This is a genomic window from Amycolatopsis sp. AA4 (assembly GCF_002796545.1).
Taxonomy (GTDB): Bacteria; Actinomycetota; Actinomycetes; order Mycobacteriales; family Pseudonocardiaceae; genus Amycolatopsis.
In genome coordinates, this window is sequence record NZ_CP024894.1 from 6,873,044 (window position 1) to 6,894,385 (window position 21,342).

18 protein-coding genes are annotated in these 21,342 nt (G+C 69.4%); 10 read left to right on the top strand and 8 right to left on the bottom strand.

Features of this window, described 5'->3' with window-relative positions:
* Window positions 1-34 precede the first annotated feature (34 nt).
* Complete coding sequence (locus CU254_RS31685; protein ID WP_009082726.1) at window positions 35-769, top strand: GntR family transcriptional regulator; 735 nt, start codon at window positions 35-37, stop codon at window positions 767-769.
* Here CU254_RS31685 and CU254_RS44840 read toward each other — a convergent pair.
* Window positions 743-2,296: a PucR family transcriptional regulator ligand-binding domain-containing protein gene (locus tag CU254_RS44840; RefSeq protein WP_037718302.1), complete on the bottom strand. Its 1,554-nt coding sequence runs from the start codon at window positions 2,294-2,296 to the stop codon at window positions 743-745. The two genes, CU254_RS31685 and CU254_RS44840, sit on opposite strands and share 27 nt — an antisense overlap.
* A gap of 122 nt (window positions 2,297-2,418) precedes the next feature.
* Between CU254_RS44840 and CU254_RS31695 the strand changes: the two genes are divergently transcribed.
* The 3 genes from CU254_RS31695 to CU254_RS31705 all read left to right on the top strand — a co-directional run bounded on the left by CU254_RS31695 (window position 2,419) and on the right by CU254_RS31705 (window position 5,992).
* Window positions 2,419-3,921 (top strand): CoA-acylating methylmalonate-semialdehyde dehydrogenase, encoded by a 1,503-nt coding sequence (locus tag CU254_RS31695; protein WP_009082728.1) that lies wholly within the window; start codon window positions 2,419-2,421, stop codon window positions 3,919-3,921.
* 13 nt (window positions 3,922-3,934) lie between these two features.
* Window positions 3,935-5,290: an aspartate aminotransferase family protein gene (locus tag CU254_RS31700; protein WP_009082729.1), complete on the top strand. Its 1,356-nt coding sequence runs from the start codon at window positions 3,935-3,937 to the stop codon at window positions 5,288-5,290.
* Between the two features lie 102 nt (window positions 5,291-5,392).
* Complete coding sequence (locus tag CU254_RS31705; RefSeq protein WP_037715451.1) at window positions 5,393-5,992, top strand: MarR family winged helix-turn-helix transcriptional regulator; 600 nt, start codon at window positions 5,393-5,395, stop codon at window positions 5,990-5,992.
* A gap of 88 nt (window positions 5,993-6,080) precedes the next feature.
* Here CU254_RS31705 and CU254_RS31710 read toward each other — a convergent pair whose 3' ends face one another.
* Together CU254_RS31710 and CU254_RS31715 are read right to left on the bottom strand one after the other, a co-directional pair.
* The gene (locus tag CU254_RS31710) at window positions 6,081-6,746 is read right to left on the bottom strand and encodes a response regulator transcription factor (protein WP_009082731.1); all 666 of its coding nucleotides are present in this window, start codon (window positions 6,744-6,746) and stop codon (window positions 6,081-6,083) included.
* Entirely contained in the window at window positions 6,747-7,925 is a 1,179-nt protein-coding gene (locus CU254_RS31715; protein WP_234392775.1) for a sensor histidine kinase, read from the bottom strand.
* A gap of 172 nt (window positions 7,926-8,097) precedes the next feature.
* Here CU254_RS31715 and CU254_RS31720 point away from each other — a divergent pair, with 172 nt between their 5' ends.
* Window positions 8,098-8,328 carry a hypothetical protein gene (locus tag CU254_RS31720; RefSeq protein ID WP_009082733.1) on the top strand — a complete coding sequence of 77 codons (231 nt, stop codon included), beginning with the start codon at window positions 8,098-8,100 and terminating at the stop codon, window positions 8,326-8,328.
* Window positions 8,329-8,336: 8 nt separating this feature from the next.
* Here the strand turns inward: CU254_RS31720 and CU254_RS31725 are convergent, their stop codons facing one another.
* Window positions 8,337-9,770: an APC family permease gene (locus CU254_RS31725; protein ID WP_009082735.1), complete on the bottom strand. Its 1,434-nt coding sequence runs from the start codon at window positions 9,768-9,770 to the stop codon at window positions 8,337-8,339.
* An 838-nt stretch (window positions 9,771-10,608) separates the two neighbouring features.
* On the opposite strand from CU254_RS31725, the gene CU254_RS31735 reads away from it, so the two are divergent.
* Entirely contained in the window at window positions 10,609-11,202 is a 594-nt protein-coding gene (locus CU254_RS31735) for a TetR/AcrR family transcriptional regulator (RefSeq protein ID WP_234392776.1), read from the top strand.
* Here CU254_RS31735 and CU254_RS31740 read toward each other — a convergent pair.
* Entirely contained in the window at window positions 11,183-12,253 is a 1,071-nt protein-coding gene (locus CU254_RS31740; RefSeq protein ID WP_009082739.1) for a DUF6670 family protein, read from the bottom strand. The two genes, CU254_RS31735 and CU254_RS31740, sit on opposite strands and share 20 nt — an antisense overlap.
* 68 nt (window positions 12,254-12,321) lie before the next feature.
* On the opposite strand from CU254_RS31740, the gene CU254_RS31745 reads away from it, so the two are divergent.
* Window positions 12,322-13,872, top strand: coding sequence for an FAD-binding oxidoreductase (locus CU254_RS31745; protein WP_009082741.1), 1,551 nt, complete (start codon window positions 12,322-12,324; stop codon window positions 13,870-13,872).
* Between the two features lie 4 nt (window positions 13,873-13,876).
* On the opposite strand, the gene CU254_RS31750 is transcribed toward CU254_RS31745, so the two are convergent.
* From CU254_RS31750 to CU254_RS31760, 3 genes are all read right to left on the bottom strand, one after another.
* Window positions 13,877-15,292, bottom strand: coding sequence for an NAD(P)/FAD-dependent oxidoreductase (locus tag CU254_RS31750; protein ID WP_009082742.1), 1,416 nt, complete (start codon window positions 15,290-15,292; stop codon window positions 13,877-13,879).
* Entirely contained in the window at window positions 15,289-17,073 is a 1,785-nt protein-coding gene (locus tag CU254_RS31755) for a DUF3556 domain-containing protein (protein ID WP_009082744.1), read from the bottom strand. The genes CU254_RS31750 and CU254_RS31755 overlap by 4 nt, the downstream gene beginning before the upstream one ends.
* Before the next feature lie 78 nt (window positions 17,074-17,151).
* The gene (locus CU254_RS31760) at window positions 17,152-18,594 is read right to left on the bottom strand and encodes a class I adenylate-forming enzyme family protein (protein WP_009082748.1); all 1,443 of its coding nucleotides are present in this window, start codon (window positions 18,592-18,594) and stop codon (window positions 17,152-17,154) included.
* A 188-nt stretch (window positions 18,595-18,782) separates the two neighbouring features.
* Here CU254_RS31760 and CU254_RS31765 point away from each other — a divergent pair, with 188 nt between their 5' ends.
* From CU254_RS31765 to CU254_RS31775, 3 genes are all read left to right on the top strand, one after another.
* Complete coding sequence (locus CU254_RS31765) at window positions 18,783-20,018, top strand: CdaR family transcriptional regulator (protein WP_037715455.1); 1,236 nt, start codon at window positions 18,783-18,785, stop codon at window positions 20,016-20,018.
* 201 nt (window positions 20,019-20,219) lie between these two features.
* Complete coding sequence (locus CU254_RS31770) at window positions 20,220-20,504, top strand: hypothetical protein (protein WP_009082751.1); 285 nt, start codon at window positions 20,220-20,222, stop codon at window positions 20,502-20,504.
* A gap of 60 nt (window positions 20,505-20,564) precedes the next feature.
* The gene (locus CU254_RS31775; RefSeq protein WP_009082752.1) at window positions 20,565-21,317 is read left to right on the top strand and encodes an SDR family NAD(P)-dependent oxidoreductase; all 753 of its coding nucleotides are present in this window, start codon (window positions 20,565-20,567) and stop codon (window positions 21,315-21,317) included.
* Window positions 21,318-21,342: the final 25 nt, after the last annotated feature.

Consider the following 21,342-nt stretch of genomic DNA (forward strand, 5'->3'; position numbering starts at 1 on the left):
TGGTCCCCGCAGAACTGGACCAGAACGGACGCGCATGGCCCGATACCGAGCGATCGCTGCGGATCTCGCCGCGAAGATCCGCGCCGGGGAGTACGCCCCCGGCGAGGCCTTGCCTCCGCAGCGGGAGCTCAGCGCGTCCTACGGCGTCACCCTCATGACGCTCCGGCAGGCGCTGCGCGAACTCAGCGACGAAGCCCTGATCGTGCAACAACCCGGCCGCGGCACCTTCGTGGCGCCGACCCCGGCCTCGTACCAGCCTGGCTCGCTGCGCAGCTTCACCGAGGATCTGCGCGATCAGGGTTACGTCGTGCGCACCGAGGTCGTCAGCCAGTCGGTGCGGCGGCTGCCCACTCGCGTCGCCGCCCGTCTGCAGGCCCGCGCCACGGATTCCGGCCTGCGGCTGGAACGAGTACGCGAGTTCGGCGGCCGCCGCGCGATCCACCAGGTGTCGTGGATCGCGCCGCCGCACGGAGAACGCTTGCGGGACAAGGATTTCACCACCGTGTCGCTCTACACCGCACTGTCCGAATTGGACATCATCGTGGACCGGGCCGCCGAGACCATCCGCCCGGACGCCCTCGACGACAAGCTCGCCCGGCTTCTCGACGAACCGGTCACCACCCCGGTGCTGGTCAGCGAGCGCACCACGAGCACCCCGGACGGCACCATCGTCGTCATCGACCGCGCGACCATCCTCGGCAGCATGATGCACATCAGCACCGAACGCGCCGCCGACCGGCTGTCACTGCGCTGGGGAGCCGGAAGCTGAATCCCGGTGTCCGTGCGCCAAAACGGCTAGGTGCAACGAAAGCCGAGTGTCCGGATTGGACAGATCAACCCCCAGCACCCGCTCGATCGTCGCCAACCGCGAATACGCCGCCGGACGGCTGAGATTCACCGCCTTCGCGAATTCCGTCATCGAATACCCCGCCTCGACAAACGCCCGCAACGTCGCGAACGCCCGGCTGGCCCGGGGCTCCGGCAGCGTCAGCAACGGCCGCAACTGCGCCTCGGTGAACTCGTGCAGCCGCGGATGCTCCCGCAACCACCACAACAACCCGCGCACCCCCAAGTCACCGGCCCGCCGAAGTCCAGGCGCACCAGGCGATTCGACGTCCGCGACATGCACCGCCTCCTGCAGCGCCGCGGGTAGCTCGCCCAGCCGGCGCACCGGCCCGGCCGCCCCGAACGCCGCGGCCAGCCCCTCCGGAACCCCGGCGACCACCCGCTCCAGCAACGCCTTCTCCGCCGCCGCCGAAGCGCACGGGAAGACCGCGGCGACCCGGCCTTCCGCCAGCACACCCCCGATTCCGTCGCTGGTCAGCACCGCGTCCAGCAGCGCCCGCTCCTGCCCGGCCCGAGCCGGACGGCACACCAGCACCGCGTAGTACGCCGCCGAGGCCAGCCCCAACGCCCGGGCTCGCGCTCGGACCGAACCCTCGTCCGCGCCGTGCAACAGATCCCGCAGCAAGTCGCCCTGTGCTTCGATTTCCACCGACAGCGGCGAGCGTTCCAGCAACTTCCCGACGGTCAGCGCCTCCGCCGCGCGTTCGAGCACGAGCCAAGCTGAGGGTTGCTCCGCCGAACGCGCAGGCACCACCAGCCGGCCCCAGCGTTCGCGCGGCGGCCCGACCGGCGTGCACATCCAGCCCTCCGGACCGCCGACCTCGGTCGCCGCGGAAAACGGCACCCGCCGGGACCGGGCCGGCCAGTCGCGAAGCAGCGATTCCGCCGAGCCGGCGCCGGCGAACGCGAGTGCCCGGTGCGTCCGGTCCTCCAGCACGACCGGCAGCCCGATCAAGTCCGCCGCGTGCGCGAGGACCGCGTCCGGTGCCTGCGAAGCCGAACCCACCGTGCTGAACGCCTCGTGCGCACGCTCGGCCAGCCGCAGCCGCTCGTAGTGCGCGTTGACGATCCGCGCGTGCACGATCTCGGTCACCTCGATGAAGCGGACCGTGCTGCGCAGCTCCACCAGCGGAAACCGCGCGGCGCGCGCGGCCTGCACCAGCGCGTCGGGCAACGATTTCAGATGCGGCCCCGGCTCCACGACCAGCCCGATCGCCCCGGCGTCCCGCAGCGACCGCACGTACGCGACCGCGTCGAAGCCCGGCTCGGTGAAGGCCCGCCCGATCGACAGCACCAGCACGTCGCTGGTCAGCGTCCCGGCGACGTCGCTCAGCTCGCTGACGTGCACCGACCGCACCGGCACGTCGACCGCGTCCGCCGCCGAGCGCACGACCGGGGATCCGGCGGCCATCACCGGCAGTTCGAGGACGTCTCGCAGGGTCAGGTGCACGACGTCAGGATAACCCGACGAAATGTAAAGCACGGCCCTGGCAAACCGACGGTTCGTCGGTTACCCGCGACCCGTCCGGGAGGGACCCTCAGAGGGCGAATACCAGGAAGAAAGGTGGCTCGATGAGCGATTCCGTGCCGACGCTGTCCCAGTGGATCGCCGGCGGCGAGGCAGCAGGCTCGCCGGACGGCTACGGGGACGTCACGAACCCGGCGACCGGGAAGGTCACCGCGCGCGTGCCGCTCGGCTCGGCCGCGGACGCGGAGGCCGCGATCGCCGCCGCGAAGGCCGCGTTCCCCGCCTGGCGCAAGACCTCCCTGGCGAAGCGCAGCCGGGTCCTGTTCCGGTTCCGCGAACTGCTCGACGCGCGCTCGGAAGAACTCGCCAAGATCATCACCGCCGAGCACGGCAAGGTGCTGTCCGACGCGGCGGGCGAGGTCGCGCGCGGCCTGGAGGTCGTCGAGTTCGCCTGCGGCATCCCGCAACTGCTCAAGGGCGCGGCGACGGCGAACGCGTCGACCGACATCGACGTCACCTCGCTGCGCGAACCGCTCGGCCCGGTCGCGATCATCTCGCCGTTCAACTTCCCCGCCATGGTCCCGATGTGGTTCTTCCCCATCGCGATCGCGGCCGGGAACACCGTCGTGCTGAAGCCGTCGGAGAAGGTGCCGACCGCCGCGAACTGGCTCGCCGAACTGTGGCGCGAAGCCGGTCTGCCCGAAGGCGTGTTCAACGTGTTGCACGGCAACAAAACCGCCGTCGACGCACTGCTGCACAGCCCGGACATCGAGGCGGTGTCGTTCGTCGGATCGACGCCGATCGCGAAGTACGTCTACGAAACCGGCACCGCGAACGGCAAGCGCGTCCAGGCGCTCGGCGGCGCGAAGAACCACCTGGTGGTGCTGCCCGACGCCGACCTCGACCTGGTCGCCGACCAGGCGGTCAGCGCCGGTTTCGGGTCCGCGGGCGAACGCTGCATGGCGGTTTCAGTGGTGGTCGCGGTGGGCGACGTCGCCGACGCGCTGGTGCCGCGGATCGCCGACCGCGCGAAGACGCTGGTCACCGGCGACGGCACCCGCGGCTGCGACATGGGCCCGCTGGTCACCGCCGCGGCGAAGGACCGGGTGTCCGGCTACATCGCCGCCGGTGCCGAAGCCGGCGCGACGCTGGTGCTGGACGGCCGGGAAGGCGAGTTCGACGCGGACGGCGAGGGATTCTTCGTCGGCCCGACGGTGTTCGACCACGTCCGCCCGGACATGCCGATCTACACCGACGAGATCTTCGGCCCGGTGCTCTCGGTGGTGCGCGTGGAGACGTTCGCGGACGCGATCGAGCTGATCAACGCCGGTCCGTACGGCAACGGCGCGGCGATCTTCACCAACGACGGCGGCGCGGCCCGCCGGTTCTCCGCCGACGTCGAGGCGGGCATGGTCGGCGTGAACGTGCCGGTGCCGGTCCCGGTGGCCTACCACTCGTTCGGCGGCCGGAAGAACTCGCTGTTCGGCGACACCCACGCACACGGCGGCGAGGGCGTGCACTTCTTCACCCGCGCCAAGGTCGTCACCACCCGCTGGCCGGGCCCCGAGCAAGGCGGGCTCGACCTCGGCTTCCCGCAGAACGTCTGAGAGGGGCTCTACAATGGACACTCAGTCGGCAGCAGCCCGGCACCTGTGGATGCACTTCTCCCGCATGGGAAATTACCCGGAGACCCCGGTCCCGGTGATCACCCGCGGCGAGGGCGTGCACGTGTGGGACGACCGCGGCCGCAAGATTCTCGACGGACTGGCCGGGCTTTTCGTCGTGCAGGCCGGACACGGCCGCCGCGAACTCGTGGAAGTCGCCGCACAGCAGGCGAACGAGCTGGCGTACTTCCCGATTTGGGGCTATGCCACGAAACCCGCGGCGGAACTGGCCGAACGTCTCGCGCATCTCGCGCCCGGCGACCTCAACCGCGTCTTCTTCACCACCGGCGGCGGCGAAGCGGTCGAATCCGCGTGGAAGGTCGCGAAGCAGTACTTCAAGCTGACCGGGAAACCCGGCAAGCACAAGGTGATCAGCCGCGCGGTGGCCTACCACGGCACGCCGCACGGCGCGCTCGCGATCACCGGGCTGCCCGCGATGAAGAAGGACTTCGAACCGCTCGCGCCGGGCGGTTTCCGCGTGCCGAACACGAACCTGTACCGGCATCCGGAGTTCGCCGACGACCTCGAAGCGTTCGGCCGCTGGGCCGCGGACCGGATCGAGGAGGCGATCCTGTTCGAGGGCGCGGACACGGTCGCCGCGGTTGTGCTCGAACCGGTGCAGAACTCCGGCGGCTGCCTCACGCCGCCGCCCGGATACTTCGCACGGGTGCGGGAAATCTGCGACCGGCACGACGTCCTGCTGGTCGCCGACGAGGTGATCTGCGCGTTCGGCAGGCACGGCACGACGTTCGCCAGCGAGAAGTTCGGCCTCCAGCCGGACCTGCTGACCTGCGCGAAGGGGCTCAGCTCCGGGTACAGCCCGATCGCCGCGCTGATCGCGTCGGACCGGGTGATGGAGCCGTTCCTCGGCCCGAAGGTCGGCTTCCCGCACGGGTACACCTTCGGCGGGCACCCGGTGTCGGCGGCGGTCGCGCTCGCGAACCTCGACCTGATGGAGCGCGAGGGCCTCAACCAGCGCGTACTGGACAACCAGGACGCGTTCCGCTCGACCCTGGACAAGCTGCTGGACCTGCCGATCGTCGGCGACGTCCGCGGCGACGGCTACTTCTGGGCCGTCGAACTGGTCAAGGACAAGGCGACCCGCGAGACGTTCGACGCCGACGAGCGGGAACGCCTCGTCCGCGGTTTCCTGCCGGGCGCGCTGTTCGACCGCGGCCTCTACTGCCGTCCGGACGACCGGGGCGACGTCGTCGTCCAGTTCGCGCCGCCGCTGATCGCGGGGCGGGCGGAGTTCGACGAAATCGAACAGATCCTGCGGGACACGCTGCTCGAAGCGCAGAAACTCGTCTGAGCCACCTGGCGAGGGAGGGGGCCGGGACCGGCTGGTCCCGGCCTTCTTCCGGGCCGTCGCTTATCATGGGCGGCACGGAATCCTGACCGCGAGGCGGCGCGCATGCCCGAGCACGATCCCGGCCTCGACCGGCGGCTGGCCGACGCCATCGAGCGGCTCGGGAACGGCCTGCGCGCGCTTTCCCAGCGCAGTGCCCGCACGCAAGGTCTTTCGCCGCTGCAGCAACACGCGGTGCTGTCTCTGGCGAGACACCCCGCGCCGCGACGCGAGGTGAACGCACTGGCCGCGGAATTCGACGTCACCACCCCGACGATGTCCGACGCCGTCAGCGCCTTGGAACGCAAAGGACTTCTCACCCGCTCCCCGGGTTCGGACGGACGCCGCCGCCTGCTCACCCTGACCGAGCGCGGCTTCCAGGTCTCCGCCGAGCTGTCGGCGTGGGACGCGCAACTGGTTGGCTCGCTGGCCGCGCTGCCGGAGCCGGACCGGGCCACGACGCTGCACACCCTGTTGCGGGTAATCGCCGACCTGCAGCGCGGCGGGGCGATCAGCGTCGCCCGGGTGTGCACGACGTGCCGCTTCTTCGGGCCCGACGAGCACCCCGATCCGAAGGCCCCGCACCACTGCCATTTGATGCGGAAACCGCTGGCGCTGACCGAATTGCGCACCGACTGCCCGGAACACGAGCAAGCGACGGCGTGAGCAACGCGGCCAGATCGCATTTCGCCGGTCAATCCGAAGTCATTTCCGAATATCCGCACCAAAACGGCGTGCCGCGGAGGATTTCCGGCTATTCCTCGCTGTCGCGCACGACCAGCGCGATCTGCACCCGGTTCACCACGCCGAGCTTCGCGAACAGGTTGCTCGTGTGCGCTTTCACCGTCGCGACGCTGATGTGCAGGCGCTCGGCCACCTCGGCGTTCGACAGCCCTTCCGCGATCGCCCGCGCGGTGTCGCGCTCGCGTTCGGTCAGCGCGGCCAGCCGCGCCCGCGCCGCTTCCCGCGCGGCACGCCGGGTCTCCGACGACCGCGGCCCCATCGCCGCGGTGATCAACCGGCTCGTGGCGGCCGGGGACAGCGCGGGGTTCCCGTCGGCGACCGCGCGCACCGCGGCCAGGATGTCCGGCGGCGGGGTGTCCTTGAGGACGAACCCGAGCGCGCCGGCCCGCAGCGCGCCGAGCACCATCTCGTCGGAGTCGAACGTGGTCAGCACCAGGATCCGCGGCGGGTCCGGCCAGCTCAGGATCGCCTCGGTCGCGCTGATCCCGTCGCGGCCGGGCATCCGCACGTCCATCAGCACGACGTCCGGCCGGAGCCGGCGTACCTCGGCGATCGCGGCGTCGCCGTCCGCGGCCTCGCCGGCGACCTCCAGGTCGGCTTCGCCGTCGAGCATGAGCCGCAACGACATCCGCACCAGCTGATCGTCGTCGACGAGCACGACCCGCACCCGGTCCACTCACTCGCTCCCTTCGCCGCGGGCGGGCCACGGCAGCCACGCGGTCAGCACGAACCCGCCGTCCGGGTCCGCGTGATGGTCCAGTTCGCCACCGGCCAGCTCGACCCGCTCGGAAAGCCCCAGCAACCCGAACCCGGCCGACGGCGGCGGCGGGACGCTCCTCGTCGCACCGGAATCCCGCACCGTCACGCGCAGCCCTTCGCCCTCGCCACCCGCAACAGTGACACACACTTCCGCTCCCGGTGCGTGTTTCCCGGCATTGGTCAGTCCTTCTTGGACGATCCGGTACACCGTGCGCGCAAGCAGATCCGGCGGGTCCCCGACCGACGCCGGGGTATAACCGACCTTCAGCCCGAGCGCCCGAGCGTCCGCGACCAGCGCGGGCAGATCCGCCAGCGACGGCTGCGGCGGCTCGAGCCCGCCCGGACTGGCCCGCAGCACGCCGAGCACCTCGCGCAGCTCCTCCAGCGCCTGATGCGCACCGTCCGCGATCCCCCTGGCCAGCAACGACACCTGCTCCGGCGGCAGATCAGCGCGATGCCCGAGCACCCCGGCCTGCATCGCGACCAGCGACACCCGGTGCGCGAGGACGTCGTGCATCTCCCGCGCGATCCGATGCCGCTCGACGATCCGCGCCTCGGCCGCCCGCGCGACCTGCTCGCGTTCCGCGCTCTCCGCGCGTTCCCGCAGCGACTGCAGTTCCTCGCGCCGCGCCCCGATCGCCGCCCCGACCGCGACGACGATGCCGGTGATCAGCACGATCAGCGAAATGGACCACCACCACGGGTCGGGGTTGGAGCCGCTCGGGTAGAGGTTGTCGGTGACGGCCCCGGTCGCGATGCACGCCAACGCGATGAACGTGGTCTCGAGCGGCCGGCGCCGGGTGGCCAGCGACCCGAGCACGAGCAGCGCGGCTCCCCCGGCGGACGTCGACACCGCCGAGACGATCACCACCCCGGTCGCGATCGAAAGCGGATACTTCCGCCGCCACAGCGACGCGACCAGGCAGCCGAGCCCGACGATCGGGTCGCCGAAGAAAAGCCACCCGAGGCGAGGGTCGGTGGACCCCTCCGGCAGGTGGGAGACGACCGCGAGCCAGGCGAGCCCGCCGAGCAGCGCGGCGAGGACCAGCCGCCACCCCTGCTGCCACGGCTTGAGCTTGACCTGAGAAACGATCACCAGCCCATCTTCGCCGATCCGCCCCCGTCGTGCAGCCGCCCTCGGCACACCCCGCCTCCTAGACCAAAGTCGTAACCCCCGACTTTTGGTCGGTCCCGATTCGCTCCGCAGGTCCGATGCGCGCTCGTGCCGCGGCCGACACACTGAAAACACCACGACTCAAGGAGCGCACATGAGCAAGGGCGGCTACTCCGCAGTGCAGATCGTCGGCATGGTGATCACCGTCGTCTCCGCACAGGCCGCGATCCGCAGTTTCTTCGACCACGAAGCACGCCAATTGTGGGGCGCGTTCAGCTGGGTCCCCGGCGGCTGGGGCGGACAATTAGCCGCATTGGTGGTTCTGGTCCTCCTCGGAATGGCGATCACCAGCTGGGCGCACGACCGAGCCAAGACGAAGAGCTGAGTCGGCGTTCAGTGCACGTCGGGCCCGAGCGCCGCATACGTGTCCGGACGCCTCCGCCGCAAATACCCGGCCATCGCCAGCCCCGCGACAATCAGAATCGGCAGCAACCACGGCAACAACCCGATCCACGCCGCGTCAGACCCGGCCATCGTCGGAAAATTCAGCACCGCCAGCACAATCACCCCGACCAGCCCCGCTCCGCCGAGCCCTGGCGCGACAAACGTGCTCCACCAATGCGGATCCCGCCGACGCCGGAAGAACACCACCACCGCGATCGACGCCATCGCCTGCAACACGAGGATCGCCAACGTCCCGAACCCAGTCATCGACGACGTCAGGAACGCCACCGGATCGAGCCCCAGCACTGCGAAAACCGCCGCCACGAGCGTCGCGAACCCGATCTGAGCCGCACTGGCGTTACGCGGCGTCCCAGAAACCGTACGCCCCAACACCTTCGGCAGCACCCCGTCCCGGGCAAGCGCGTAAACGTACCGGCTGGCAGAGTTGTGCAACGCCAGCAACGCGGCGAACAGACTGACCACAAGCAACAACTGCATGACGTCGGTCAGCACGGTGCCCAACACATCCTGCGACGTGGCAAGAAGCAAATCGCCCGCCGCAAGATGGTCCTGCGCCACGGATTTCGCGTTCCCGACCCCGATCGCACTCACCAACGCGAGCGACGTGATCGCCGCGAAAACCCCAATCGCAATCACCGCGATATAAGTAGCGCGCGGCACCGACTTATTCGGGTCGCGCGCTTCCTCGCTGAACAACGCAGTCGCCTCGAACCCGATAAAACAGGTGGCAGCAAACAACAACCCAAGCCCAATCGACCCGGACGTCACCACGCCAGGCGACAACGCACTGAGCGAATACCCGGACTTCACGAGCACCGCCACGTCGAACACGACGAGGATGCTGACCTCAAGAATCAGCGACACCGCAAGCACCTTCGCCGAAACATCGACCCCACGACGACTCAGCAAAAACACCGCGACGACGGACAGCCCCGCCCAAAACTCCCACGGCAAGTCCAAATGAAACACTCGGTTGACCACCCCGCCCGTCAACGCCCCCGAGGTCCCCACCGCCCCCGCGACGAAACAGTTGTACCCAGCCAACGCAACAAACGCCCCAGAAAGCCCAGCCGGACGCCCAAGCGCCGCGGTAAGGTATGCGTAGAAGCCGCCCGCGTTGGACACATACCGGCTCATCCGCGCGTACCCGACCCCGAACAACAGCAACACAATCCCCGCGATCAGGAACGACGCAGGCATCCCGCCCCCATTGCCGAGCGCGATCCCGAGCCCCGCGATCACCACCATCCCAGTCAACGGCGCCACCGCGGCGAGCACGAGGAACGCAATCCCGCCAGTCCCGAGAGCATCAGCCCGAAGCCGCCCCCCAGCAGCCTCTCCGGTTGTCTGCTGCTGTGCCATCCAGGCCTCCCGATCCACTCCAAGCGCCCCTTTGCCCCGCGCCCTGCCCAGTGTGGCTGGCCGGATGCTGATGGCCCTTGTCGTCGCAGGCAGAAGTCTTGGCAATCCGCGCACCCCCGCCTCCCCGCTCCCCGCTCGAGGTTCGTGCGCACAGCCACCCCACGCCGCCACCATGCACCCAACGCCACATTGGTTGCGTCAGACGCACCGAACGCCACATTGGTTGCGTCAGACGCACCCAACGCCACATTGGGTGCATCCCACGCACCCAACGCCACATTGGGTGCATCCCACGCACCCAACGCCACATTGGGTGCATCCCACGCACCCAACGCCACATTGGGTGCATCCCACGCACCCAACGCCACATTGGGTGCATCCCACGCACCCAACGCCACATTGGGTGCATCCCACGCACCCAACGCCACATTGGGTGCATCCCACGCACCCAACGCCACATTGGGTGCATCCCACGCACCCAACGCCACATTGGGTGCATCCCACGCACCCAACGCCACATTGGGGCGCTCCCCGGCCGCCGCCCCACTCAAAGCAACCACGCACCCAAGCCGCGCAAAAACCGCAGCCAGTGCACTCAAACAGCGGGGCACCCACCCCTCCCCCAACCCCGATACGAAGCCGCCCTGCGGTTCGGGGGTGCTTGTCAAGGCATCTTTCCCGCCTTGACAAGCACCCCCGAACCGTCAGCACAATCAAAAATCGGGGTGCCCCACGCAACCAAGGCGCAGCAATGTCGCCGCCAGGCGACGAGCCGCCCCCTCCACCCCCAAACGTCCACAATGGACCACCCCCACCCCCCATCAGCTATGCTGCCCAAGTGGCAAACCCAGCAGGCAGCAAAGGAATGCCGCGCCCAGAACGGGAGCGGCTGATCCTAGACGCCGCCGTCCACGAATTCGGCACCAAGGGCTACGCCCACGCCTCAGTAGCAACCATCGCCCGCCGTGCGAATATCTCCAAACCCCTGGTATACGGCTACTTCGAGTCCAAAGACGGCCTCTACCTGGCCTGTCTCCACCGCGGCGCCGCCCCGCTCGTCGACGCCGTCACCGAAGCCCAAACCGGCACCGGCCTCACCCGCGCCCTCGGCACGCTGGAGGCGATCTTCCGCACGCTGGAACCCCGCCGCCTGGACTGGGCCGTCCTCTGGGACCCGACGCTGCCCCCAGGCTCCGCAGTGGACGAAGCGGCCCGCGCCTACCGCCGCAAACTGTCCGCTCTCGGCGCGGAAGGCACCCAGGAAGCGTTGACCTCAGCCGGTTTCGCCGACCCCGCCGACGCGTCGCTGTTCGCCCGCATCTGGTACGGCGCGGTCGCCGCCACCGTCACCTGGTGGCTCGAACACCCCGAGGAACCCGCCGAAACCACCACCCAGCGTTGCGCCCGCATCCTCACCGCGCTGCGCGGCTGACCTCGCAATCCACCCACTCGAAGTACCCGCTTCCCGACACCGGCCGCCCCCGAAACGCACCGGAATACGTGTACGCGCCGACATAACCGCGCCCATGCCCGTACCGCAGCGGACTGTCCACAATCGCCTCCACCGCCACGACCTCCTCGGCACCGTCCCGCACCGTCCACCGGAACCGCTCCGGCACCCGCATCTCCCGCCCCCGCGGATCAACTTCCGGCTCCGCGCGACGATCCACCTCGAACCGCACCTCCCGGAACACCGCCGCGTCCCGGTCAAGCGTGCGCAGGTGCGCGAGCCGACAGGCCGTCGCCCCCGCCAAACGCACGTCGGTGAGCAACAGTTGCGTCCGGTCGTCGAGATTGATGATCTGATAGGTGAAGAAGTCCATCGGCACCTTGAACCGCGGCGGCAACGGCGAACGCCGAAGTGCCTGCGGCGAAAGCGATCGCGCGTACTCGACGGTGCAAAGCCCGCCGATCTCAGTCTCGCCGATGTCGTCGGTGATGATCCCGGTGAAGGTGGCGAGCAGGCTCAAGTGGTCATAAGCCGGATTGCGCACGAACCACGAGACCTGCGGCGTCGCGGTGATCGCCAAATCCGCCGAGAACCCGTCGTACCGCGCGTGCACCTGATACGACGGGTGCGCCGCTTCGATCGCCAGATCCGAACCCCACTCCAACCGCGAACCATCCTCGGCGAAGCGGCAATCGGTGTGGGAATCGTAGGCCGCGTAGTGATGGTGCCCGGGCGCAGCGGTGGAGGAGAGCACGGTCGTGGTGCGGCGCGCGTCGGAGGTCGCGAGGTAGTCGTTGTCGAAACAGACCGTCCCGGTGCTGCCGATGAGCGTCATGGTGTTGAGGTAGCGGTGCGGCCGCGGCAGTTCCGGCACGAAGATGCCGTAATGCGTCCACGCCCAGGTCCGCGAGTCCGGATGCGGCCGCAGCAGATCGGGCCGGCCGAACGGCTTCGCGGACTCCTCGATCCGCTGGTCGAAGCGAGGGAGCACCTGGTTCACCACGAACGGCGCGGCAGCGGTCAGCACGCTCATCTTTCCTCCTCAGTGCTTATTACCCTAGAGTAAGTTACCCAAGGGTCAATTCGGAAGGGAGCAGACGGATGACACGGTCCTGGTGGGGTTGGGGCGACACCGAGGAAGCGCTGACCGCCGAAGAAGCGGCGGAGCTGGTCGCCCGCACGGCCGCCTTCCTGCCCGCCCACGACTTCACCGACCACGCGCCGCCCTCGCCGACCGACCTGCCGGTGCCACCGGCGCGCCTCCGCCCGCCCGCCGCGCTGGCCCGGCTGTGCTCGACCGACCAGGTCGACCTGCTGTCGCACGCACGCGGCAAGGCGTTCCGCGACGTCGTGCGGAATCTGGAGGGGCAGGTCGAAGCGGTGCCGGACGTCGTCGCACGCCCGGAATCCGAACAGGACGTCCTCGATCTCTTGGACTGGTGCGCCACCGACGGTACGCCGGTAATCCCTTACGGCGGCGGCAGTTCCGTCGTCGGCGGCATCGAACCGCGCTTCCCCGCGCCCGCGGTGTCCCTCGATCTCAGCCGCCTCGACCAGGTCGTGGAGATCGACCGGACGAGCCGCGCCGCGCGAATCCAAGCCGGGGTCTACGGGCCCGCTTTGGAAGACCAGCTCCGCCCGCACGGGCTGACGCTGCGGCACTATCCCCAGTCGTTCACGCACTCCACGCTGGGCGGCTGGCTGGCGACCCGCGCCGGCGGTCACTTCGCCACGCTCGCCACGCACATCGACGACCTCACCGAGTCCCTGCGCGTCGTCACCCCGGCCGGGGTCAGCGAATCGCGACGGCTGCCCGGATCAGGGGCCGGACCGTCGCCGGATCGGCTGTTCCTCGGCTCGGAAGGCGCACTCGGCGTGATCACCGAAGCCTGGATGCGTCTGCAGGAACGCCCCCGCTGGCAAGCGAAAGCGTCGGTGAGCTTCGCCCGATACGCCGACGCGGTACAAGCGACCCGGACGATCGCCCAGTCCGGCCTGTACCCGGCGAACTGCCGGCTCCTCGACGCCGCCGAAGCGTTCCTCAACACCGGAGTCCAGGCAGACGGTCTGCTGCTGCTCGCGTTCGAGTCCGCCGACCATCCGGTGGACGCCTGGCTGGACCGCGCGCTCGAACTGACCGCAGACCACGGCGGCACAGTCACCGCCCGCCGCGGCGAGTCAGGTTCGGCGTGGCGGTCGGCGTTCCTGCGCATGCCGTACCAGCGCGACGCGCTCGCCCGCCGGTCGATGATCGTGGAAACCTTCGAGACCGCCTGTACCTGGGACGCGTTCGAGTCCCTGCACGAAGCGGTCACAACCGCCGCGAACGCAGCGATCGCCGAGATCTGCGGCGCAGGAGTGGTGAGTTGCCGTTTCACCCACGTCTACCCGGACGGGCCCGCGCCGTACTACGGCATCTACGCGACCGGCCGCTGGGGCAGCACCGTCGCGCAATGGGACGAGCTGAAAACCGCGGTCTCCGAAGCAATCCTGGCCAACGGCGGCACGATCACCCACCACCATTCGGTCGGCCGCGACCACCGGCCGTGGTACGACCGGCAACGCCCGGACCCGTTCGCTGCCGCCCTCTCCGCGGCGAAAGACACCCTTGACCCAGCCGGGATCCTGAATCCGGGTGTCCTCCTCCGCTGACCCGTCACCGCCGCAGATATCGCAACGCCCGCGCCGCCGCGTGGCTGCCGCACATCCCGTGCGCACCCGGTCCCGGCGGCGTGGCCGCGGAACATGCGAAATGCCCCGGAACCCCCGCGTCGTACGGCTGCAACGTCGTCCGCGGGCCAAATACCAGCTGTCGCAGGTCTTTCGCCCCGGTGAGAATGTTACCGCCGACGAAATTCGGGTTCCCCGCGGCGAATTCCGCCGCTGACGTCGACACCGAACCAATGACCCGCTCTCGGAAATCCGGCGCGAACCGTTCGATCTGCGCGGTGATCGCCTCGGTGGCGTCACCGGGGTATCCAAACGGGACATGCGCGTACGCCCACACCGGGTGCACGTCACCGACCGAACGTGATGGATCGGCAAGATACTGCTGACCTAGCAACACAAACGGCCGCTCCGGCATCCGGCCGTTGTGCACTTCTCGTTCCGCCGCCGCGACTTCCGCCGCCGATCCTCCCAAGTGGACAGTCCCGGCGACCCGAGCCTCCGGTGAGCGCCACGGAATTCCGCCCTGCACGGCGAAGTCCACTTTGTACGCACCTGGACCGTAGCGAAACCGCTCGTACGCCCGCCGGATCCGCGGCGGCAACCGGTCGCCGAGCACCGAAGCCAGCGTTTTCGGCCCGACATCCCACACTACGACGTCCGCCCGCGGCAGCTGCGAAAGAGACTCCACCCGCACGCCGGTCTCGATTTTCCCGCCGAGGTCCACTACCAGCGCGGCCAACGCGTCGCTGATCGCCCGCGATCCGCCCTCGGCGACCGCCCAGCCGTGCCGGTGGCCAGCGGTGAGAATGCCGAGCCCGATCGCCGACGACAGCGGCCGGTCCAGCGGGCGGAACGCGTGCGCCGCCACCCCGAGCCACAGCGCACGGGCCTGTTCGGTGCGGAAATACCGGGCCAGCACGGTCGCCGGGGCAAGCGTCGGCAGCCCGAACCGGCCCAGCAGCAACGGATGTTTCGGCACTCGCAGCAGCGGCCCGAGGATGTCCTCGCTCAGCGCGTCGTAATTCTGCGCGGGCGAGGAGAACAGCGCCGACCAGCGCCGTTCGTCCGGTCCGAGCCCGGCGGCGGTGCCGGAGACCGAGCGCCGCAGGACGCCGGCGGTGCCGTCGTCGAACGGGTGCACGCAGTCGATCTCCGGCAGCCGCCAGCGCAGGCCGTACCGGTCGAGCCCGAGGTCGGCCAGCACCGGCGAACCGACCGCCATCGGATGCGTCGCGGAGCAGTGGTCGTGCCGCAGACCAGGCACGATCGCCTCGTAGGTGCGGGTGCCGCCGCCGATCTCGTCGGCCGCCTCCAGGACGGTCACGTCGACCCCGGCCCGCGCCAGCACAGCCGCCGCGGCGAGCCCGTTCGGTCCGCTGCCGACCACCACCGCGGCAGTCATGCCAGCACGCTGCCGGTCTTGGCCTGATGAGCGGTCCAGGTGACGGTGAGCGGAATCGGGCCGTTCGGCAGCCACGGCTGTTCGTTGACCGCGTCGGCCACGGTCCAGTGGCCGCGCTCGAGCACCCCCAGCGCCGCGTCGATCACCTGGTAATGCTGCACCTTCGAGTGGATCGCCTGCGACTCGACCCACACCACGATCCACTCGCCGGGCGCGAAGCCGACGCGCTTCTGCACCGCGTTGACGAAGTCGAGGTTGTGCAGGTGCCCGTCGCCGAAGTTGAACCCGAGGATCGAGTTGCAGCCGAATTCCGCCTCGCGCACGGTCCGCGTCTCGAGGTCCGGCAGGTTCTTCGCGAGCACCGAAAAGAGCCCGCGGCCCTGGCTGTGCATCGAGCGCCAGGCAATGGTCTGCTGCATGGTGATCTCGGCGATTTCCGCCGGATACCCCATCGCCTGCAACTGGTCGACCTGGTTCTTCGTCGGCCGGTGCGGCATCGTGTTCAGCTTCGCCTCGGCACCCGGCGCGAACGCCCACAGCGCCGACGCCCAGTTGCCCGCGTACTGCCGCATCGACGGCAGGAACGACACCAGGTCCGGCCGCAGGTTGCCCAGGATCGGGAAGAACAGCAGCGCGGCCGCGAGCACGACGGCGAGCCAGCCCGGCGTCAGGTCCCCGACGCCGTACCCGGCACTCGCCGGGAAGCCGAGGAACAGGAAGATCGTGAGGTAGCCGAAGAGAATGTTCCATTCCAGCGGCACGGCCAGCGGGAACGTCGACGTGATGAACAGGTGGAACACCACCATCAGCGCGACCCCGGCGAGCGTCACCCAGTGATTGGTGGAGAACAACAGCACCAGCGGCGTGATGATTTCGACGGTCGTGCCGCCGACGTGCGCCATGAAGGAAGCGAGCTTCGACGGCCGGATGTCGTTCGGGAAATTCCGGTAATGCGCGCGCTTCAGCCATTTGAACGGAACGCACGGACTGTTGGACACCATCGGCGGCACCACATTGGTGAAGTGCTTGCCGAACTTCGAGACGCCCGCGCCGATCCAGACAATGCAGATCAGCAGTTTCGCGGCAATGATCATGTTCACGAACGGAAGGAAGGCAAAGAACGCCAACGCGGGCAGATACTGCTCACCGCGAGCAGCGAGAAAGATCGTCTTGTCCCGCAAGCCATTCAGCACATACAGCACGATCGGCGCGATCAACAGCGCCGGGCGCACAAGTCCGGAGGTGTTGCCGGGCAGCGCGGCCTCCAGCGCGGCGTCCGGGACGCCGGGCAACCCGATCGCGGTCAGCAGCGTGGCGAGGAATGCCAGGTAGAGCAGCACATCGAAGCCGGTTCGCCGGTCGCCCGCGGTGAACGGCACGCGCTTCCACGGCCGCAGCCGGATCGTGCCGGGACGCGCCCAGAACAGGATCCCGCCGGTCATCGGCTTGAACTTGCCCGCGATCGGACCCCAGGAACCGGCGACGCCCACCGCTTCCAGCAATACCGTCCACAGCACGAGCTTTTGGTAGACGACCGGTTCGTGCCACCACGCGGCGACGTCCCAGAACGGGCCGACGCCGGACGTCGCGGTCGCCAGCGCTACTCCGCCTAGCGCATAAAGGAAAACGAGCTTCACCACGTACGTCGCCGGAATCATCTTGGGCGAGCCGAAGCCGAACTGGACCCAGTGCAGCGCGAGCGCCTTGGTCCGTTCGAACAGTGGCTTCCGCAGGAACGTTTCCGGATCGACTGGGGGAAAATCCCCGGTTTTGAACCCCATTGTTCTCCGCCTTTCTCCGGGCAGCATCGACCGGGCCCGCCGATGCGGGCACCGATGGTTTCTTTCAGAAGAGGTGGCTCACCCCGCCGCGGCGAGTTCGCGGCGCAACGCGGGTTTGTCGATTTTGCCGACCGGGTTCCGCGGCAACGCGGGCACGATATCGATCCGCACCGGAACCTTCACCCGCGTCAGCCACGCCCGGCAGTGCTCCAGCAGTTCGGCCTCGCTCGCGACCGCGGCCGGGTACAGCGTCACGGTCGCCACCGGCAGCTCGCCGAGCACCGGATGCGGCGCGCCGACCACCGCGGCTTCCAGCACCGCCGGGTGTGCGTGCAGTGCGTTCTCGATCTCCTTGGGGTAGAGGTTCTCCCCGCCCCGGATGATCATGTCCTTGATGCGGTCGACCAGGACGAGGTAGCCGTCCTCGTCGAACCGCCCGACGTCGCCGGTGTGCAGCCAGCCGTCGACGATCGCCGCGGCGGTCGCCTCGGGCCGGTTCAGGTAGCCGCGCATCACGTTCGGGCCGCGGACCACGACCTCGCCGGGACCGTCGGTCACCAGCCGCCCTTGCGGGTCCATGAGCGCGACTTCCTGCCCCGGCAGCGGACGCCCGACGGTGCCCGGTTTACGAGGCCCGGCCAGCGGATTCAGCGTCGACGCACAGGTTCCCTCGGACAGTCCGTAGCCCTCGACGACCACCACCCCGAACCGTTCCTCGACGCGCCGGATCAGCTCCGCGGGCATGGGCGCGGCCCCGCACACCACCAGCCGCAGCGAGGAAGTGTCCGGCCGCACGGTGTCCGGGAGGCCCGCCAGCCGTGCGTAAATCGCTGGCACGGCGGAGAAATACGTTGGCCGGACGCGTTCGACGACGGTGAAGAAATCGTCGGCGCGGAATCTCCCGGCGATGGTCGAGCGACCGCCCGCCAGCAGCGGCGCGAGCACGCTGACCACGATTCCGTTGACGTGGAACAGCGGCAGGATCAGCAAACTGTGGTCTGCTGGGCCGAGTTCGAGCGCGTCGACGATCATTTCGGTCATCGCCCGCACGTTGGCGTGGTCGAGCACCACGCCTTTCGGCTGTCCCGTGGTACCGCTGGTGTAGATGAGCAGCGCGACCGCGTGGGCGTCGCCGGCCACCGGACCATCGTCGGGCGCGGCGGTCACCAGCTCCTCGAGCCGCATCGTCACCAGCTCCGAATCGCCTTGTCCCACCACGACTTTCGCCCGGGCGTCGGCGATCTGGAACCCGGCCTCGCCGTCGGTCAGCTCCGGGTTCACCGGCGTGACCGCGGCGCCGAGCCGCCAAGCGGCGAACAACACCACCGCGAACTCGACGCGGTTCGGCAGCAGCACCGCGACGACGTCGCCCGCGCCGACCCCTCGCGCTCGCAACGCGGCCGCCGCGCTGCGTACCCGCACCGCGAATCCGGCGTTGCCGAGTTCACCGGTTTCATCCGCGAGACAGGGCAGATTCGGGTTCCGCCGGGCCCGTTCTTCAGGCAGCGCCGCGAGATGCATCGTCAAAGTCCTTTCCCAGGGCGGCTCAGGTGGGAAATGACGGTAAGAACGCGGAGTGACCCAAGCCATAGGCCGCAGAACCGAAGGCTCCGCCGGTCGTTGTGCCGGGGTCACAACCGCCGGCTCCGAGGGGGTGAACGGCGCCGCTCGCCTGTCGCCGGGGCGGTCCGGTGGTTACCCTGACCGCCATGTCCGACGCCGTCGACGCCGTCGTGGCCGAGATCGCGCACGCCATCGACGCCGACCTGGCCGCCCGCACCACCGAGCTCACCGACTGGTTCGTCGAGATGATCCCGGAGTTCCGGCACGACGAGACGGTCCGCAAGCTCATGATCGCGAGCACGTCGGCGAACCTGGTCGCGATCCTCGACATGCTGTCGCATTCCATCCCGCTCGACCGGATCACCGTCCCGCCCGCCGCGGCCGAGTACGCGCGCCGGTTCGCCCAGCACGAGCTGTCGCTGGAAGCCCTGCTGCGCGCGTACCGGCTCGGCGAGCACCGGTTCGAGCAGTGGGCGATCGAGGCGCTGGAACGGCAGCCGAACATCGACACCCGCCTGGCGCTCGGCGTCCTCGCCGAACTGTCGCGGCGCACCAACCGCTACATCGACCAGGTCATCGAGGGTCTGATCGACATCTTCGAGACCGAACGCCGCCGCTGGAGCAGCCGTACCGGGGCCGCGCGGGCGGCGCAGATCCGGCTGGTGCTCGATTCGGACACGCTGACCGAGGACGCCGCGCAGCAGCTGCTCGCCTTCCCGATGCGGCAGTGGCACCGCGCGGCCGTCGCGTGGCTGCCCGCCGAGGGCGCGGGCGAACTGCAGGCCGCGGCCCGGCTGCTCCAGGAGGTGTGCGGACGAGGTCCCGCACTCACCATGCTGGCGGACGACCGCACGCTGTGGAGCTGGACCGTCAGCGCGGACCGTGCCGACGTCGAACGTCTCCGCTCCGGTGTGACCGACATCGGCGGCGGCCTGCGCCTGGCGCTGGGCGCCCCGGGCTACGGCCTGTCCGGCTTCCGCGGCTCCCTGCGCGAGGCGGTGCGGGCGCGGGCGGTCGCGGAAACCAACGAGGACCAGAGCCAGCACGTGGTGCTGTTCGACGACGTCGCGATCGCCGCCCTGCTCACCGAACAGTCCGACGACGTGTACCGCTGGATCGCGCGGGTCCTCGGAGACCTCGTCGCGGACGACCCCGGCACCGAGCAACTGCGCGAGACGCTCCGGGTCTTCCTCGACACCGACGGCAGCTACACGCACGCCGCGGCCCGGCTGCACCTGCACAAGAACACCGTCCACTACCGCGTCCGCAAGGCCGAGGAACTGTGCGGACGCCCGCTCGCCGAACACCGGCTGGAAGTGGAAGTCGCCCTGCGTGCGGCCACTTTGCTGCGCAAGCGGCTGCCCTGGAACGAACCCGGCTGAGCCCCGGGTCCATTGTGGATTCCTTTGCCTTCGCGCGGCGCCGTGTTAGCCTGTCGCCGTGCTGCGCCTCATGACGTCCGAGCGACTCGTAACCCGGCGCGCCGGCTGAACCAGGCTGCCGGCGCGCGATGCCGGCGTACGGTTTTTGCTTCGGGACCTGGCCCCGCTCTTTCCCGCCAGCTCTTTCTCCCGGAGAACGTCATGTCCTTGAGCACCTTTTCCTCCGCCCCGTACACCTCCGCGCCCGCCATGCTGGTCCGCCGCCGGATCGCGACGTACTTCGTCGGCGGCATCGACCAGATCCCCGGCTTGGTCGCGACGCTCACCCAGCACGGGAAGCTGATCCACGAGCTGTCCGTCGACGTCCGCGAGGGAGTCCGGGAAAGCAGCATGGTCAGCACGGTCCTGGTCAGCCCGGACGCGCTGGAGGCTCTGCTGGACGCGCTGCGTGCGCTGACGTCGGTCGTCTCGGCGGAACTGGCCTGATCCGGCCTCCCGCCCGGCCGCCGTCAGACTGGGGTCCCCACCCAGCGAAAGGCACCCCACATGCGATTGGCGGACAAGATCGCCCTGATCACCGGCGCGTCGAGCGGAATGGGCCGGGCAGCCGCGCTCACCTTCGCCCGCGAAGGCGCGACAGTCGTGGTCACCGACGTCGAAGACGCCGACGGCACCGCCGTGGCCGAGGAAATCCGCGCCGACGGCGGCCAGGCCGAATACCGCCGCCTGGACGTCACCGACGAATCCTCCTGGACGTCCGCGCTGGCCGACGTCCTGGACCGGCACGGACGGCTCGACGTGCTCGTCAACAACGCCGGGATCAGCGGCACCTTCGACCCCGACCTGACCAGTACGGCGTTCTACGACCGCCTGCTGCAGGTCAACGCGCGCGGAGTGTTCCTGGGCATCAAACACGGCGCCGCGGCGATGTCCGGCCGCGGCGGCGGGTCGATCGTGAACCTGACGTCGATCTCGGCGTCCATCGGGCAGATCGGCGTGCACCTGGGATACGCGGCTTCGAAGGGCGCGATCAAGGCGATGACGACCACCGCGTCCGTCCACTACGCCGGCGAGGGCATCCGGGTGAACGCGGTCGCGCCGGGCTTGCTGCCGCCGATGCGGACGTCGCGCGGCTCGACCGATCCGGTGTGGCGGGCGAAGCAGGTCGAGGGCGTGCCGATGGGGCGGACCGGGGAGGTGCAGGAGGTCGCGGACGTGATCTTGTTCCTGGCTTCCGCGGAGTCGTCTTACGTGACCGGGGTGGAGATCATGGTCGATGGGGGTTATACGGCGCAGTAGGTTTTTGGGGGCTCCCGGGCAACTT

What these genes read in the sequence shown, in the direction of transcription:
- CU254_RS31775 (WP_009082752.1), top strand. Translation starts at nt 20,565, where the DNA reads ATGCGATTGGCGGACAAGATCGCCCTGATCACCGGCGCGTCGAGCGGA.
- CU254_RS31720 (WP_009082733.1), top strand. Translation starts at nt 8,098, where the DNA reads ATGAGCAAGGGCGGCTACTCCGCAGTGCAGATCGTCGGCATGGTGATC.
- CU254_RS31695 (WP_009082728.1), top strand. Translation starts at nt 2,419, where the DNA reads ATGAGCGATTCCGTGCCGACGCTGTCCCAGTGGATCGCCGGCGGCGAG.
- CU254_RS31685 (WP_009082726.1), top strand. Translation starts at nt 35, where the DNA reads ATGGCCCGATACCGAGCGATCGCTGCGGATCTCGCCGCGAAGATCCGC.
- CU254_RS31755 (WP_009082744.1), bottom strand. Translation starts at nt 17,073, where the DNA reads ATGGGGTTCAAAACCGGGGATTTTCCCCCAGTCGATCCGGAAACGTTC.
- CU254_RS31725 (WP_009082735.1), bottom strand. Translation starts at nt 9,770, where the DNA reads ATGGCACAGCAGCAGACAACCGGAGAGGCTGCTGGGGGGCGGCTTCGG.
- CU254_RS31760 (WP_009082748.1), bottom strand. Translation starts at nt 18,594, where the DNA reads ATGCATCTCGCGGCGCTGCCTGAAGAACGGGCCCGGCGGAACCCGAAT.
- CU254_RS31700 (WP_009082729.1), top strand. Translation starts at nt 3,935, where the DNA reads ATGGACACTCAGTCGGCAGCAGCCCGGCACCTGTGGATGCACTTCTCC.
- CU254_RS31705 (WP_037715451.1), top strand. Translation starts at nt 5,393, where the DNA reads ATGCCCGAGCACGATCCCGGCCTCGACCGGCGGCTGGCCGACGCCATC.
- CU254_RS31740 (WP_009082739.1), bottom strand. Translation starts at nt 12,253, where the DNA reads ATGAGCGTGCTGACCGCTGCCGCGCCGTTCGTGGTGAACCAGGTGCTC.
- CU254_RS31750 (WP_009082742.1), bottom strand. Translation starts at nt 15,292, where the DNA reads ATGACTGCCGCGGTGGTGGTCGGCAGCGGACCGAACGGGCTCGCCGCG.
- CU254_RS31765 (WP_037715455.1), top strand. Translation starts at nt 18,783, where the DNA reads ATGTCCGACGCCGTCGACGCCGTCGTGGCCGAGATCGCGCACGCCATC.
- CU254_RS31770 (WP_009082751.1), top strand. Translation starts at nt 20,220, where the DNA reads ATGTCCTTGAGCACCTTTTCCTCCGCCCCGTACACCTCCGCGCCCGCC.
- CU254_RS31745 (WP_009082741.1), top strand. Translation starts at nt 12,322, where the DNA reads ATGACACGGTCCTGGTGGGGTTGGGGCGACACCGAGGAAGCGCTGACC.